The organism is Rhizobium mongolense USDA 1844, from assembly GCF_000419765.1.
GTDB lineage: Bacteria > Pseudomonadota > Alphaproteobacteria > Rhizobiales > Rhizobiaceae > Rhizobium > Rhizobium mongolense.
Genome location: NZ_ATTQ01000002.1, coordinates 379065 through 391776, shown reverse-complemented (window position 1 = coordinate 391776; position 12712 = coordinate 379065). Strand labels below are relative to the sequence as shown.

Below are 12712 nucleotides of genomic sequence, written 5' to 3'. Positions count from 1 at the left end.
CTCCTATCAAACGTGACGCGTGACGCCGCCATCGACGCGGATATTCTGACCCGTGATGTAGCCCGCGTCGTCGGAAAGCAGGAAAGCAGCGGTCTTTGCGATTTCTTCCATACGGCCGATCCGCTTCATCGGGATCTTGTCAGCGGTTTCCGGCTTGTGGTTAAGGCTGTCGATATAACCGGGCAGGATGCAGTTCATGCGGATATTATCCGCAGCATAGCGATCCGAATAAAGCTTGGTGAAGGCGCCTGCCGCGGCGCGATAGGTGCAGGAAACGGGGAAGATCAGTGACGGTTCATAGGCGGCGAAGGTCGTGACGTTTACGAAAGCGCCCTTGCCCTGCTTGAGCATGACGGGCGTCACGAGGCGGGTCATGCGCACCAGCGACAGGATCATCATGTCGGAACCGAGCGTCCACATCTCATCAGTGATATCCAGGAGATCGCCCTTCGGCGGATGACCGGTATGGTTCACGACAGCGTCGATGCGGCCATAGGTCTTCATCGTCAGGTCGAAAATCGCCTGGATGTCTTCAGCCTTTTCCGCCACGCCGCGCCAGGCAACGCCGCCAAGCTCGAGGGCCAGCGTCTCGCAGCTTTCGGAGGGCGACATCAGCGCCAGACGATAGCCCTGTGCGGCCAGTTCGCGGGCAATCGCCTCGCCCATGCCGCGGCCGCCACCGGTGATCAGCGCTACGGGCTTCGTGGTATCGGACATCGGTTCCTCCTAATATCGGTTTATGCGGAAAGGGGTCATGTCGACGGCGGGTTTGCCCCCCATCACCATATCGGCGATCAGCTTCGCTGTCGTCGCCGAAAGCGTCAGGCCGAGATGGCCGTGGCCGGTTGCATACCAGACGCCCGGCATCTTCGATGAAGGCGAGATGATCGGGATCGTATCCGGCAGCGCCGGGCGATGGCCCATCCATTCGGTTGTCTCTTCGACCTTCAAACCCGGCAGCGCACGTTGCGCATGGCGCACGAGCAATCGCGGGCGGCGGAAATCCGGCGGCGCGTCGAGACCCGCCAGTTCGACGTTGCCGCCGACGCGAATGCCGCCGGCCGTCGGCGTCACCATGAAAGCGCGATGCGGCCAGATGACCGAATAGCGCATCGAGATGCCAGGCTTCATGATCTGCGTGTGATAGCCGCGCTCGGTCTCCAGCGGGATCGGCTCGCCAAGCCTTGCGGCAAGCTCGCGCGTGTGCACACCGGCTGCCATTACCGCGGAGTTGACCTCGATGCGGCCGCCGTCCTGAAGCAGCACGACAGCATCGCCCGCCGGTTTGCGTTCGATATTGCGCACGACACCTGAAACGAAGCGCGCGCCCGCCGCCTGGGCGGCGTCCGCAAGCTTGACCACCAATTGATAGGGATCACGGATCGATTTGTTGTCCGGCAAAAGCACGGCCTTCGCGATCGAGGGTGAAAGTTCCGGCTCGTAGTGGCGGATCGCGCCGCCGTTCAAGATCTCGAAATCGAAGCCATAGCGCTGCATTAACTCGATATGGCCGCGGTCGGCGGCGAATTCAGCTTCCGTCTCATAGATGGCGAGGCAGCCCTCCTCCGTCATGAGTTCCGGTGCGCCGATTGCAGAAAGCATGGTCCGGAAATCGCCTAGCGCCCGGCGCGTCAGGTTCATGCCTGCATCTTCGATCCCGCGCAGACGGGACCGGCGGCCGGCCGCGATGAAACGCAAGAACCAAGGAAGCATTTTCGGAGCGTAAGACGGACGCAGCCAGACCGGCCCCTCGGGATCCATCAGCCAGCGGGGAATTTTCTTCCAGGTCGCCGGACCAGAACCGGCGGTGAAATCGAGCGCGATGCTCGCCATATTCCCGTAGGACGTACCACGCCCCGGCTCGCCCTTGTCGATCAGCGTCACCTGAAAGCCGCGTTGCTGCATTTCGAAAGCAATCGATGCGCCGATGACGCCTGCGCCGACAACGGCGACGGTCTGCTTCCTCTCATTCGTCATATCATTATCCATCAAGGCAAGATTTTAGCGGCAGGACTTGCGTTGTGATATATCAGAATGAGGTGAATGCCTATGAGGAATTTTATTGTGTCGGCAAACCGGCACCGACCGTATCGCCGACCGAGCCCGCGGTATTCTCCACCGACTGGCCGAAGCGCTTCAACTGGGCATCATAGTTGCGGCGCGTGCGCGGATCGAAGATCGCGATCGGGGTGCTGACGGCAACGCTGGCCGCGCTGCCGACCGTCTGCGCGGCACCGATCGCGACGGCACCAACCGCTTCGCCAAGACCGACCTGCGAATCGGTGATCGTCTGGCCGGCGATCAGCCGGTCGCCGATCAGCTTCACGACTTCCGGGCTTTCGGCGAATTTGCCGTGGTTCAGCCTGTCGCCGCCCTTGAGCTTGGTGAGATCGAGGACGGTGATGCCCGCCGCCTCGAGCTTGCTGCGATAAGGCTCCGCCGAAGGATCGATCTGGCCGAGGCGATCGACATTGCCGGAAATGCGGCGCGAAAGCGCCAGCGCGCGGTCGTCCCGCGAAACGAAGATGGTAAAGTGCGGCCTCTCCTCGCCGAGGCTCACGAATTGCCGCCCGAAAACATCAACGTCGAGATCGGGTGAGGCAAGGATGACGTTGTTGATCTTGCTTGCAACATGCCCGTCCCGGATCGCCATCTGGCGCAGCGCCTCGACGGTCAGCCAAGTGCCCATGGAATGCGCCATGATGGTGATATCGCTGACTGCCGGGTTCCGGGCGGTGCGGCGCAGCAGCTCTTCCAGCGCATCGCGGGAATAATTCGTGCTTTCCTTGTCGTAGTTATAGTCGAAGATGCTTCCGCGCGACGGCCAGGTGAAGACGACCGGCGCCACGTCCGCATGCGAATCGTGAACGATCTGCGCGAAGCGGTAAACGGAATCCTCGTAAAGATTGTTGAAGCCATGGACGAAGACCAGCACGCGGCGGCTCTTCGGCATATGGCTCTTCAGCCAAACCTCGCCTGCCTGCTCTCCTTCCAGCGGATCGACGGACACGGTGACGAAATCGCGAAGCGGATTGGCCGGCAGGCGCTTCGGCCATTGCACCTGACCGATCTTGCGATTGGCATCCGGCGGTATCGAAACGTTGACCGCAGTGACCATCAGTCCGGTGCCGCGCTCGCCAGAAAAGAGGACGGCGGGATCCTTGTCCTGTGCGCGCGTGGTTGCGACGAGAAGGTCGACTTTCGACGTGCCCGGCTGCACGGATCCCACCGGCGTCATCACGCCGACGTGCCGTCCGCCGCAGGCCGATAACAGGAAGGCAGCAAGCGCCAGGCTCGCAAGCGTCTTCCGCATGGCCCCCGATCCGTCAAACATCCCCTACTCCAACATCGACGCCTGGCTGAGCGCTCTGGCTGCTGCTCAAATAAGCCGTGGGCGTAAGGGGAGTCAAATAAGGCAAGCAGCCGGTGAGCCTCGCAATCGATGGGCAGACTGATTTTCAGGGCTGAAATAGAAAAGAGCCCGGTGCGGGAGGAGGTGCACCGGGCTCTTGATCCTGACTGGCAACTGGGAGGAGGAGTGTTACCAGTCTGCGTAAGAGCGCTGGGAGGAGGAGTGCGCTACTTACGAAGCTATAAATACCCGATTGATTTGATCGAGAATAGGGCTATTACCGCAATGCAGCAATGCACCTTACGCATGGCTCGACACGCAATCTTTGCGAAGACGCCTCATTTTGCAGCAACTTTGATCAGCTGGTCAAAATAACGTTCGGTTAAAATGCGATAACCTAAAGCCGATTTTTCGCCTCGTCGCCAAAATCCGCCAGCATCTTCCAAAGATCCGCAAAAAGCTCCCTCGCAAAGGCCTCGAGTGGGCCTTCTGGCGGACGTTCCTGCCAGCGCTCACCGCCGACACGCAATGTTCCGATGACGATCGCAGAGAGAAGCCGCATCCGCGCCCGGACTTCCTTCCCTTCGCCGCTTCTTGCGATCAATGCTTCCGTCAGCTTCTGCTCAAGTTTTGCATATTTCATCTGATCGCGCGCTTTCAGCACGGGTGTGCGACGGATGAGTTCACCAAGGGCGAGACCACGTTCATTGGCGGAAGCGGCAACGGTTTCCACGATTGCTTCTTCAACAACCGTCAAGGGCGACTGGCTCTTTGGCCTTGCGGCGATGGCAGCCATCAGCCGGTCGGCAAAAGAATCTTGCCAGGCGAAGACGACCTCTTCCTTTGAGGGGAAATAATCGAAAAAGCTGCGCTTCGACACGTCGGCGGAATCCGTGATGTCCTCGATCGTCGTTGCATCAAAGCCGCGTTCGAGAAACAGCGTCATTGCCGCCTGCTCAATGCGCTCGCGCGTCTGGCGCCGCTTGCGCTCGCGGCGCCCTTCTGCAGTGCCGGTCTGTTTCGATTCAGCCATTTGCGTCCGATTGCATCAGCCGCCAGCGTCTCCTGCGGCCGTTTCGATCTCCGCTTCCCGGCTATGATATTTGAAGCGCTCCCGCGAGAGCTCAAGCGGCTTGCGGCGCAAAATTCTGTAGACTGCGGCAGGCGGCAGGTTCCGCATCGTGCCGCCGATATGCGTTGCCTTGAGCCCCATCCGGTCGAGGATTGGCCGCGGCACAGGGCAGCGTGGACCGTAAGTGAATTGATAAAACGCACCGCCAGGCCGCATGTAGGTGAAAGCGCCGGCGAGAATGGCGGTGATCTTGCGCGGCGACATCGAAAGCAGCGGCAAGCCGCTGACCACCGCCCCGACCGGCTCGCCTTGGAAGATGCCGGCATGTGCCAAATGACCCGCATCCATCTGCAAGACACGGGCGGACGGAAAGCGAGCCTTGAGGCCATCGATGAATTCGGGGCCATATTCGATCAACGTCAAATCCGCCTCTTTGAGCCCGCGCGCAAGCAGCGCCCGCGTGAAAACACCCGTACCGGGGCCCAGTTCAATGATCGGCCCGTCAAGCGCCGCGATTTCCTTCGTCATCAGCTTGGCGAGCGAAACCCCGGAGGGAGCGATTGCAGCGACGCGAAGTGGATTGCTGATCCACGAACGGAAGAAATGCAGGAAATCCGAGCATGCAATGTTTGCGGTCATGTTGATTGGCCCACTTTTGAAATGCAGCGTCATTACCTGCCAGGCATCGCCTTCAGAACGGCAATTCCAGGAGGCCATCAGCCGCGCAGCGTGTCCAGGTCATTCATCCCAATTGAACGGGATCCTATCCTTTCAATTATTGCGCTTTTATATCTAGTGCATTTTTGCACTTGGTGCAACGATACGAGCCAGATTTTTCGACGCTCGCAGACAGTTGCTGCCAGACCGGCCAGCAAGCAGTTCTCCTTACGTCAAAGAGAGCGTTTCAGACTGCCCTATCGATCGTAGACCGCGCGATAGCCTTCGGACGAAGCGCAGGCGTCATACTGCCTGCGCGCCGCGCCGCGCGAGAGCGCTTCTGCTTCGGCGCTGTCATAATCGCGAGTCATCTGTGCACGCAGTTTATATTGCTGCATCGCTTCGCCATACATCGCATTGGCTTCGCCGATGCACATGACGTGGGCAACGAATGGCGGATTGACCGGGCTGCCGACGGGATAGAGAACCGGCTTGTCGGCATAGGTGACACATCCGGCAAGAATGACCGCGACCGCCATCATCGAAATCCCAACCTGGGTACTCGCCTTCATAATTCTCTCCCGCCCCGCTCCGCACCATCGCGGCGCAGAACGCAGATACATGCGCAAGATTGCGCGAAGCTAAGCAAGTTGATCGACGGCCGTAACAAGTTGGTTTCCCAACCGCTTACACTTGCGGCCGCCCATTCGCCGTTGACTTCCCGCATGATGAGAGGAAAATGTCGCTTATGCGTCCCAGGCAAACATAGGGAGTGCCTACGATGCCGATCGCAGGAAAACTTCAGGACTATATAGCCGGTGAGGGTATCGCTTACGACACCGTCGCTCATCACCGCACAGCAACAACCAGCCAGTCGGCGCAAGCCGCGCATATTCCGGGCAGCAGGCTGGCCAAATCCGTGGTCGTACATCACGAAACGGGGTATGTCCTAGCCGTTGTACCGAGCACACACCGCATCGAGCTCTCCACATTGCAGGATCTGATGAACAGGCGTCTTGGCCTCGCCTCGGAGGAGGAGGTCAGCTCGCTTTTTTCGGATTGCGACATTGGCGCGGTACCACCCATCGGACCCGCTTACGATGTGCCAGTGATCTTAGACGAAAGCCTCGGCGACGCGAGCGATGTCTATTTCGAAGGCGGTGACCACAAGACACTCGTGCATGTCAGTGGGCCCAATTTTCGCAGCCTGATGAAGGATGCGCAAATCGCCCGCTTCAGCCACCTCCCGTAGATGTCACGATCCCGGGTCGCGGCCTTGACGGGCGTACGGACTTGGGCAAAAGGGCCAAGGTCAGGTGGTGGCGGATATGCCTGTGGCGAGCGTCGCCTGGTCGGCATCAAACAGCCGGATGCCCACTATCGCGGCGACCTCGAATACAGCCCCGATGGCGCAACCCGGATCGCCCTTCTGTTCGGGCTGCGGAGCCGTGGACAGGCAGCCAAGCGACTTTCCGCTGTTGCCAATGCGGCTTGCGCGCCCATGCCGACCACAATGCTGCAATCAACATCCTGCGTCGGAACACGGCGTCTATGATCGTGGAGGAAGGGCAGCCGCTCTCCGTTGAAGCGATACCTATCGGCGGTGCTTCGCGCCCCCTCGGAAATCCCCCGCTTGCAAGCGGCCAAGCCTGGTTGCTCGGCCCTCGTGATTGTGAGCACCGGCTGCGGCGGCGCGCTCGACCGATTTCATTTTTCGCGATTGGGTCAGCAGCGTCGCCCGCTAGTGAAGCACGACCACGGCTTCCACCTCGAAGAGCATCGGGTCAATTGCAAGCTTGGGAACGGGAATCAGTGTCTGTGCCGGCAGTGCTTCGCCGAACATTTCCTTGACGCTTCTGGTCAACACCTCAAGCTTGGACATATCGTGATCGACCACGAAGACCGTGAGCTTGGCAACCTGGTCCGGCCGTGCGCCGAGCGCATCGAGAGCCGTGCGCAAATTTGCGTAGGCCTGCTCAACCTGGACAGCGAAGTCGGGCGACAAGGCTCCAGTGCTGTCTTGGCCGCCCTGGCCGGAGATGTAGGCCAGCCGGGCCTCACGGGGCACGATCACCGCCGTGCTGTAGCCATTCGGCGTCGGGTCGTAAAGGTTTTTTGGATTGACGATGGTCAGCTTGAGATCGTTCTCATTGGCCGTCGTCGTAGTGGGGACGCCCATGGTCATGATGATTAGCCCTCCGATAAGCAGATGCTTGATTGCATGTGACATGATTTTTTCTTGGCTCTGCGGACTGCGCGCAACGTATCCTCGCGGCCGGCAGGATTGATCTTTAACCCATCGCTCATGCGATGGACTCGTACGACGTACGTTTTGCATCGTACGTCGTACGAGTCAATCGGCCAGGATCGACATTCGTCGTATTGTCGGCTTAGATCGACGTTCTAATCAGCAAAGGAAGACGGATGACAGCCAAACGTAGCGGAGCCCGGAGCAAACGGCCGCAACGGATAAGTCAATGGTCCCAGCCCGCGCAGGAGCCGCGCAGTGAACCGCCTCTCTCTCGGGAACGCATCGTAGCGACCGCGGCAGAACTTCTGGACGCTCACGGAGTCGACGGCCTAACGATGCGCCGGCTGGCAGATCGCCTCGGCTCGGGCGTGATGAGCCTATATTGGCACGTCGACAACAAAGAGGATGTCTTTGATCTGGCGCTCGACGCGGTGCTCGAATATCGCGGATCGCCGCAGACAGTTCAGTCTCAAGACTGGCGCGGAGAAGTCGTTCATATGCTCGAAGACTGGCGCGCCAGCATGCTGCGCCATCCTTGGTCGGCATCGCTGTTGCCGCGCCGGGCGCTCGGCCCGAACATCCTCAGTCGCCTAGAACTGCTGAGCAAGACATTGTCCAGGGCCGGTGTAGCGGACGCAGATCTGAACGTCGCGATATGGTCGCTCTGGAACTATGTGATGGGCGCCACCATCACCCGGGCGGGCTTCGACCTCTCGGACGACGATAGGGCCGCTGCTCAGAAGCGACTTGAGCATCTCAGCGAACGCTACCCAACAATTGAACGCTGCCGCCTGCTGTTGGATGACGATTGGGATGGTGCTTTCAGGAAAGGCCTCGGCTTCCTGCTCGATGGCCTCTCTCCAAAATAATGAACTCTTCTTAATCTCGTGTGCAAATGAGTGGGCGCTGTTGCCTACCTCAGTGCTCAAGGTTTGCATCATTGGCGGTTCACTCAGCATCACTTAGTAAAAAGACATAAATGTAAACTCTGGCAAGCTCCAGCCCGCAAATGATCGCAATCGCTCCTCCCGATGAAGAGACAGGCGAACACTTCTTTGCTGAAATCTGAACAGGAGTTGACTCCCGGAACCTGCTCTTAGACGGTACCAAGCACCTTCACGGCAACCCCGCGCACGACCAAGGGTGTTGCACCGGCAAGGGTGAGCGCCAGCGCCGCAGCCAGCGCAAAAGCTGAAAGCCAACTATCAGGGTTCATTGAGCCGCAGCGATGGACTTTGACGGAGGATCACGGCGGGAACCAGTGCTGGACTATCACCACAATCCGCCCCGTGTGGCCAGGAAGACAGGGTGGCGAATCTGCATGGCTTGCACCAATTCGCTCTTTTCCGAAGACGTGGTTGCTCTTTGCGACAGGTTCGAAGCGCGCATCCGGCGCAGTTTGCGTGGTGCTCGCGTAAACTATTGTAAACTAAAAGGAAAGAATGGCGCACCCGAAGAGATTCGAACTCCTGACCCCCAGATTCGTAGTCTGGTGCTCTATCCAGCTGAGCTACGGGTGCGTGCCAAAAGCGGCCGTGCCGCTTGCGTGGGCGATCCTCTAAAGCGTCCTTTGGGTGAATGCAATAGCAATTCGAAAAAAATCACGACTTTGGTTGCAGATGGCTGAGTTGCGGAATTTGCATCACTTTTCCGACTGGGTGCGCGAACGATAGTCCTCCAGCGAAACCGGCCGGTCCGGGATTTCGATGCGGAACTGCGTGCCGGCCGCGGGCTTTTCGACGAGGGCGATCGTGCCGCCATGCGCGAGGACCAGTTCGCGCGCGATCGTAAGTCCGAGGCCTGTGCCGCCGCTGCGGGCCGAACCGCGGAAGGCCGCAAAAAGATTCTGCCGGGCCTTCATCGGCATGCCTGGCCCGGTATCGTCAACGATGATGCTGACGACGCTACCGACACGCTGCGCCGATACAGTGATGCGTTTAATGCCGTCAGGGGCGGTTTCGCCGGTCAACGCCTGCAACGCGTTCCGGCAGAGATTGTGAATCACGCGGAAGAGCTGCTCGCTATCAGCATCGACCTCTATGTCCGGCGGCATCTGCTCGGCAAACTCAACGCCGCTCTGCGGATCGATCGCCAGCATATCCCGCACGTCCTGCGTCAGATCGTAGAGCCTGACCCGCCGGCGGCGCGGCGCCGATTCGCTTGCCTGACCAAAGGAGAGCACTTCCGTCGTATAGCCGACAGCGCGATCGATCGTACGCAGCAGCTTCGGTGCGAAGCTCTTAACCATCGGGTCATCGACATCTACGAGACGGTCTGACATCAGCTGCGCCGAGGCGAGGATGTTGCGCATGTCGTGATTGATCTTTGAGACCGCAAGGCCAAGTGCCGCAAGATTCTTCTGCTGCTTCAGCGTCTTTTGCAGTTCCATCTGCATCGCCGTCAGACGCCGTCCCGCGACCGCCAGTTCATCGCGCCCGCCATCGCCCACGAAGACATGCTGCGGGTTTTCCGGATCGGCTGAAAATTGCTGCATGTTGCCGGTCAGCCTGCGGATCGGGAGGATCAGGATGCGATTAATCACGAAGAAAATCAGCGTCGCGGTAAAGAGCGAGATCAGCACGGAGAGGAGCAGAACATTGCGTGCATAGACGAGCATCGCCGTGCGTAACGGCCTTTCCTTCATCAGCACTTCGACGCCCATGTTCGTCTCGCCGACCGGGCCGTAAACGCGGATGATGCGGTTGCCGCCAAAAAGCAGCGTGTCCAATGCGTCTCCCATGGAACTGATGGGCGTGGCCTTGGTCAGGTCATACTGCTCATCGACGGATGTCGGCATGCTGCTCATCGCGAGAAGCCTGGAGGTGCCTTCCTTGCGAAGAACGATCGCCTTCGTGCCGGTCGCCGCCAATGTTTCCTTCTGCAAAGCATACGGCAGTTCGACGGGTTGCAGGCCATCGATAACGATGGCGGCGGCAGCAGCCGTGTTCAGCTTGTCCTCCAGCCAGCGGATGCGCATGCTGGCGATGGAAGGGAAGAAGATCAGCACTTCGGCGAGCATGATGAACAGGACAGTCAGCCAAAGCAGCTTGCCCGACAGGCCGCCGAACGCACCCGCCGGACGGCCATCTGCGCCGTCCGCCGCAATGTCGACAGTCGAATTTCCGCCTTGCTGTTGATCCGGCATCGTCATTTCCGATCGGCTAAGCGCCTGAAACCAGACTTCTATATTAGCCGATCGAAGTGCGCTTTCAAATCTTCGCGAGCGACGGCAAGCCGGTCGCCCGGAGGCGGCGTTTTCTGACTGTCGACGATACTCAGAATTCTTCCCAATTCTGCCCGGCAACCGCCGCGTTGCCGTTGAAGGCCCGCGAGACGGTCTTCATCACGCGGCGCGCCGGCGAGGCGACCGGACGGTGTTCTTCGCGGCGGGCAACGGCGAGCGGCGCTGCAGCAGCATTCGATATCCTGAAATGGGCAATAAGATTGACGAGACCGTCGGCTTCTGCGGAGAGCTTGTGCGTCGCAGCCGAGGTTTCCTCGACCATCGCTGCATTCTGCTGCGTCACCTGGTCCATCTGGTTTATGGCGGTGTTGACCTCCTTAAGGCCGGTCGATTGTTCCTTGGCCGCGGTCGCGATCGAGTGAATGTGATCGTTGATCGCGATGACGCGGGTTTCAATCTCGCCAAGCGCCTCGCCGGTTGCCTGCACCAGCTTCACACCGACATGAACTTCATCGCCGGATTTGGTGATGAGCGCCTTGATGTCCTTTGCGGCCGTTGCCGAGCGCTGGGCGAGCTCGCGAACCTCCTGCGCGACGACGGCAAAGCCCTTGCCCGCTTCTCCGGCCCGTGCCGCCTCGACACCGGCATTGAGTGCGAGGAGGTTGGTCTGGAAAGCGATCTCGTCGATTACGTTGATGATCTGGCTGATTTCGCGCGATGCCTGCTCGATGCGGCCCATGGCATCGACCGCGTTACGGACGACGACGCCGGAGCGGCCGGCATCATCCTTCGCTTCCGAGACCATGATGCTGGCCTCCTGGGCCCGTTCCGTCGAGTTCTGCACGACGGCCGTGATCTCGTCGAGAGCTGCGGAGGTCTGTTCGAGGGCTGCCGCCTGCTGTTCCGTGCGCCTGGAGAGATCGTCACTGGCAACGCGGAGCTCGTTGGTGTTGCCGTTGATCGCTTCGGTGGTCTCGCGGATCTCGCGCATGGTCGTCTGCAGCGTCTGGAACGTGTTGTTGACGTTCTGCTGCAACTCGGCGAAGGCGCCCTGGAAGTCGCCGCGCATGGTCTGTGTCAGATCGCCATCGGCAAGACTTGCAATGACGCGGCGGGTTTCGCCGACGCCGGCATCGACGCTCGAAAGCAGCGTGTTGATATTGCCTGCAAACTGATTGAGATTCTCGTCCTCATAGTCCTTCTCGATACGGCGGCTGAAATCACCGGCAGCCGCGGCAGCGACCACCACAGACATGCTCGACTGCAGGTCGTCGCTCTTGGTGCGCATGGCCGCTTCCTGCGCATGCAGCCGCTTGATGGCCAACCCGTTCTCCTTGAAGACGGCGACGGCGGCGGCCATCTCGCCGATCTCGTCCTTACGGCCGGCATAGGGCACATCCGCGTCGAAATTGCCGTTGGCGACTTCATTGATGGCGGTCGTTACGCGCTTGATCGGACGGCTGAGATGACTGGTACCGATGTAAACGCCCATGCCGACGCCTGTCGAAATGCCCACGCCGGCAATGGCAAGCACGAGCCAGAACAGCGAAGCACGGAAAGCTTCGATCTCGGCATCGACGGCCTGCAGCTCGGCCTTGTCGGTCTTTACGATCGCATCGATCTCGGCCTGGAAGGCCTTTCGGTTCGCGCGGTTGGCTTCATTGTTGCCTTGGGTGTTGGCGGCTGCCGGCCCGACTTCAGTGCCGAGACGGGCCGTTTCAGTGCGGAAGGTGCGGAATTCCTTGGCGCGCTCGACGAGCTTTCCGAAGCTCTCCTTCTGGCTCTCGGGAACGAGCGGCGCCCATCCGGCGATGACCTTGTCGATCTCGTCGAGATCTGCCATCAGTCCCTTGGCGAAGTTGCCGGTATCCTTGATTTCCTTCGCAGCGTAGATGCCGCGGGCTTCCATAACTGTTGCTGTCACGAAGCGGTTGAGCCGCTCGCCAGCATAGGCACGCTGTGAGGCACTCTTATAGGCGCTGAATTTGTTGTTGTACTCGTTCATGGCAATAAGGGCGGTTGCGCCAATAATAAGGGCGACAGCTGCCATAACGGAAACGAGCAAATTGATCTTGCCGCGGATTTTCAACGGAAATGCCTCCTGAGGGACTAACGACAGTCTGGAAAGCAAATTCCCAGCCGATGGAATGAAGATCGGCTAAATGTCTTAATGTTACATTTCGAATGTGATGGTTT

At 59.6% G+C, this 12712-nt stretch carries 12 protein-coding genes, 1 tRNA gene and 1 pseudogene; 3 read left to right on the top strand and 11 right to left on the bottom strand.

The annotated features are described in order from the left end of the window. Positions 1-6: 6 nt before the first annotated feature. The 6 genes from A3C3_RS0105085 to A3C3_RS0105060 all read right to left on the bottom strand — a co-directional run bounded on the left by A3C3_RS0105085 (position 7) and on the right by A3C3_RS0105060 (position 5653). The gene (locus A3C3_RS0105085) at positions 7-717 is read right to left on the bottom strand and encodes an SDR family oxidoreductase (RefSeq protein ID WP_022713537.1); all 711 of its coding nucleotides are present in this window, start codon (positions 715-717) and stop codon (positions 7-9) included. Positions 718-726: 9 nt separating this feature from the next. After that, positions 727-1977 (bottom strand): NAD(P)/FAD-dependent oxidoreductase, encoded by a 1251-nt coding sequence (locus A3C3_RS0105080; RefSeq protein WP_022713536.1) that lies wholly within the window; start codon positions 1975-1977, stop codon positions 727-729. A gap of 82 nt (positions 1978-2059) precedes the next feature. Further along, positions 2060-3313 carry an alpha/beta hydrolase gene (locus tag A3C3_RS0105075; protein ID WP_183906871.1) on the bottom strand — a complete coding sequence of 418 codons (1254 nt, stop codon included), beginning with the start codon at positions 3311-3313 and terminating at the stop codon, positions 2060-2062. Between the two features lie 436 nt (positions 3314-3749). Beyond that, positions 3750-4385 carry a TetR family transcriptional regulator gene (locus tag A3C3_RS0105070; RefSeq protein WP_022713534.1) on the bottom strand — a complete coding sequence of 212 codons (636 nt, stop codon included), beginning with the start codon at positions 4383-4385 and terminating at the stop codon, positions 3750-3752. Between the two features lie 15 nt (positions 4386-4400). After that, positions 4401-5063 carry a class I SAM-dependent methyltransferase gene (locus tag A3C3_RS0105065; protein WP_028739417.1) on the bottom strand — a complete coding sequence of 221 codons (663 nt, stop codon included), beginning with the start codon at positions 5061-5063 and terminating at the stop codon, positions 4401-4403. Between the two features lie 275 nt (positions 5064-5338). Beyond that, positions 5339-5653 (bottom strand): hypothetical protein, encoded by a 315-nt coding sequence (locus A3C3_RS0105060; RefSeq protein WP_022713532.1) that lies wholly within the window; start codon positions 5651-5653, stop codon positions 5339-5341. Between the two features lie 209 nt (positions 5654-5862). On the opposite strand from A3C3_RS0105060, the gene A3C3_RS0105055 reads away from it, so the two are divergent. Then, entirely contained in the window at positions 5863-6333 is a 471-nt protein-coding gene (locus A3C3_RS0105055; RefSeq protein WP_022713531.1) for an aminoacyl-tRNA deacylase, read from the top strand. On the opposite strand, the pseudogene A3C3_RS45920 reads toward A3C3_RS0105055, so the two are convergent. Then, positions 6317-6513, bottom strand: a pseudogene (locus A3C3_RS45920) (hypothetical protein); the annotation flags it as partial. The gene A3C3_RS0105055 and the pseudogene A3C3_RS45920 overlap by 17 nt on opposite strands. 59 nt (positions 6514-6572) lie before the next feature. Here A3C3_RS45920 and A3C3_RS48440 point away from each other — a divergent pair. Continuing rightward, a complete protein-coding gene (locus tag A3C3_RS48440) occupies positions 6573-6932 on the top strand; it encodes a hypothetical protein (RefSeq protein WP_198019847.1) in 360 nt (119 codons plus the stop codon). Here A3C3_RS48440 and A3C3_RS0105045 read toward each other — a convergent pair. Further along, positions 6823-7311 carry a RidA family protein gene (locus A3C3_RS0105045; RefSeq protein WP_022713530.1) on the bottom strand — a complete coding sequence of 163 codons (489 nt, stop codon included), beginning with the start codon at positions 7309-7311 and terminating at the stop codon, positions 6823-6825. The genes A3C3_RS48440 and A3C3_RS0105045 overlap by 110 nt on opposite strands. A 194-nt stretch (positions 7312-7505) precedes the next feature. Here A3C3_RS0105045 and A3C3_RS0105040 point away from each other — a divergent pair, with 194 nt between their 5' ends. Further along, on the top strand, positions 7506-8201 hold the full coding sequence (locus A3C3_RS0105040) for a TetR/AcrR family transcriptional regulator (RefSeq protein ID WP_022713529.1): 696 nt from the start codon (positions 7506-7508) through the stop codon (positions 8199-8201). 574 nt (positions 8202-8775) lie between these two features. On the opposite strand, the gene A3C3_RS0105035 is transcribed toward A3C3_RS0105040, so the two are convergent. From A3C3_RS0105035 to A3C3_RS0105025, 3 genes are all read right to left on the bottom strand, one after another. Continuing rightward, positions 8776-8852 (bottom strand) — tRNA-Arg (locus A3C3_RS0105035). Between the two features lie 122 nt (positions 8853-8974). Beyond that, a complete protein-coding gene (locus tag A3C3_RS0105030) occupies positions 8975-10477 on the bottom strand; it encodes an ATP-binding protein (RefSeq protein WP_022713527.1) in 1503 nt (500 codons plus the stop codon). Positions 10478-10607: 130 nt separating this feature from the next. Further along, positions 10608-12605: a methyl-accepting chemotaxis protein gene (locus tag A3C3_RS0105025; protein WP_022713526.1), complete on the bottom strand. Its 1998-nt coding sequence runs from the start codon at positions 12603-12605 to the stop codon at positions 10608-10610. Positions 12606-12712: the final 107 nt, after the last annotated feature.

What these genes read in the sequence shown, in the direction of transcription:
- A3C3_RS0105085 (WP_022713537.1), bottom strand. Translation starts at nt 717, where the DNA reads ATGTCCGATACCACGAAGCCCGTAGCGCTGATCACCGGTGGCGGCCGC.
- A3C3_RS0105080 (WP_022713536.1), bottom strand. Translation starts at nt 1,977, where the DNA reads ATGACGAATGAGAGGAAGCAGACCGTCGCCGTTGTCGGCGCAGGCGTC.
- A3C3_RS0105075 (WP_183906871.1), bottom strand. Translation starts at nt 3,313, where the DNA reads ATGCGGAAGACGCTTGCGAGCCTGGCGCTTGCTGCCTTCCTGTTATCG.
- A3C3_RS0105070 (WP_022713534.1), bottom strand. Translation starts at nt 4,385, where the DNA reads ATGGCTGAATCGAAACAGACCGGCACTGCAGAAGGGCGCCGCGAGCGC.
- A3C3_RS0105065 (WP_028739417.1), bottom strand. Translation starts at nt 5,063, where the DNA reads ATGACCGCAAACATTGCATGCTCGGATTTCCTGCATTTCTTCCGTTCG.
- A3C3_RS0105060 (WP_022713532.1), bottom strand. Translation starts at nt 5,653, where the DNA reads ATGAAGGCGAGTACCCAGGTTGGGATTTCGATGATGGCGGTCGCGGTC.
- A3C3_RS0105055 (WP_022713531.1), top strand. Translation starts at nt 5,863, where the DNA reads ATGCCGATCGCAGGAAAACTTCAGGACTATATAGCCGGTGAGGGTATC.
- A3C3_RS0105045 (WP_022713530.1), bottom strand. Translation starts at nt 7,311, where the DNA reads ATGTCACATGCAATCAAGCATCTGCTTATCGGAGGGCTAATCATCATG.
- A3C3_RS0105040 (WP_022713529.1), top strand. Translation starts at nt 7,506, where the DNA reads ATGACAGCCAAACGTAGCGGAGCCCGGAGCAAACGGCCGCAACGGATA.
- A3C3_RS0105030 (WP_022713527.1), bottom strand. Translation starts at nt 10,477, where the DNA reads ATGCCGGATCAACAGCAAGGCGGAAATTCGACTGTCGACATTGCGGCG.